This window comes from Oscillatoria sp. HE19RPO, assembly GCF_024220515.1.
Classification (GTDB): domain Bacteria; phylum Cyanobacteriota; class Cyanobacteriia; order Cyanobacteriales; family Laspinemataceae; genus Laspinema.
Genome location: NZ_JAMXOT010000237.1, coordinates 1 through 1,713, shown reverse-complemented (window position 1 = coordinate 1,713; position 1,713 = coordinate 1). Strand labels below are relative to the sequence as shown.

The following is a 1,713-nucleotide window of genomic DNA, read 5'->3' as shown; positions in this document are numbered from 1 at the left end:
ATTCCAACAAATAAATCCTCCTTGCTTTGATGCGATCGCACCTAACAAGACTCTATTTAGCCCGCGCAGGCGGGCTTCGTCCGTGTAGCCCCAGGCTTCAGCCTGTGGGTTTTTTGGACATTTTATTTTTTGGAGTTCCCTAACTGAGAACCCTAAACCAACCTCGTCTCACGCTGTGCATTAAGCGCTTGATCATCCGTCTCTCTTCTTGAGAGAGGTTGGACTCGGGTAATGCGTTTAAGAGTACCCAGTCGTGGAAACTGATTTGCTGAGAGAGAGAAGCATTGATGAACATATCGCGGACGGTTGCTGTAACTTGCATAATCTTTTACCTGAACTCTATGCTTACTATTCTGTCCCTCATCTGTGGAAAAATCATCGGTGGAATCGCTCGATCTGATTCAGTAAAATTACGGAACTTTCTCTGTACGTGAAATTACTGAGATTGAGAAGGGTTAGTTTAGGTACGGTTCCCTAGAGACTGTAGCCCGAATTGTGTCATCAGGCTTCACCTGTTCCTCGGCTGAAGGTGCTGCCTGGAATGGTCTTTAGGAGCGGGAGGAGCATTTGTTGGTTTTCCCCGATTGAATCATATCCCATTTTTCAGAATAGTTCAAGCTCAACCCCCAAAAATTTTTCAGGGAAGCCCCAGACCCCACCCTCAGATAGATAACCGCCCCCCTTGCCTTGCGTCCCGGGCGATCGGATAATGGAAATCGTCACTTGAGCAGCCGAATCCTAGCAGAAAATCCTTATCGGGTCAATCCCCCGTTGTAGTTCTATCCCATAGCGCTTTCTTGGGAGGTGAGGGACCCAACATAGAGCGATCGGTGTCATCCACACCCGACTCTATAACACTTGGATTCCTGACCCCTCACACAAAATGCGCTCAACCCTAACCGTTTTGAGAGAACTATCCCTCATCTATGAAGAAAATTTTAACCCTCGTTTCCGTCACCTTACTGCTGCAAAACATGATAATTTCCGTCCGAGCACAACAACCCGTTAATCCCATTCAAACCGTCCTGGAATCCGGGTTAATGACTCAATATCCTGACGGACAATTTCATCCTGAACGGGGAGTGGTCCGCGCAGAACTTGCCTCAATTGTCGTCAAAACCTTTCAACTAGACCAACGAAATACAGCCACGAATCAAAATCAACCCATTCCCGATGTTCCCCCCTCTCACTGGGCCTATAGAGACATTGAAATTGCTCTAGAAACAGGGATTATGAAAGGCGATTTAACCGGCAGATTCCATCCCAATCAACCCGTAAATCGCGCCGAAGGATTTGCCATTTTCGCCCAAGCTTTTGGGGTGTTAATGCTAAATGATGCCGATGTCAATCGGATTTTAAACACCTATCGAGATGGCTATCAAACCCCAGATTGGGCCCGACAAGCCCTAGCCACTGCTATCTTTGAGGAGTTAGTTAATATTGGCAACAATAACACCCTCAATCCCAATCAACCCATGACTCGTGCAGATATGGCGTATGCCTTAAGTCAATATTTAGCCAAACAAAACAATCCAGGCACGATTCCCGACATCCCCAACTAATCATTCCCCCAGTTCAACGTCCCGACTTCAGTCGTTCTGATCCGGTGTTCAACGTCCCGACTTCAGTCGTTCTGATCCGGTGTTCAACGTCCCGACTTCAGTCGTTCTGATCCGGTGTTCAACGTCCCGACTTCAGTCGTTCTGATCCGGT

At 47.5% G+C, this 1,713-nt stretch carries 2 protein-coding genes; one reads left to right on the top strand and one right to left on the bottom strand.

Annotated features, from left to right (window positions below; all coding sequences use genetic code 11):
- Positions 1–139: 139 nt before the first annotated feature.
- Positions 140–322, bottom strand: a complete 183-nt coding sequence (locus tag NG833_RS20715; RefSeq protein ID WP_254567169.1) for a hypothetical protein — start codon at positions 320–322, stop codon at positions 140–142.
- 604 nt (positions 323–926) lie between these two features.
- Here NG833_RS20715 and NG833_RS20710 point away from each other — a divergent pair.
- Positions 927–1,562 (top strand): S-layer homology domain-containing protein, encoded by a 636-nt coding sequence (locus tag NG833_RS20710; RefSeq protein ID WP_254567168.1) that lies wholly within the window; start codon positions 927–929, stop codon positions 1,560–1,562.
- Positions 1,563–1,713 lie beyond the last annotated feature (151 nt).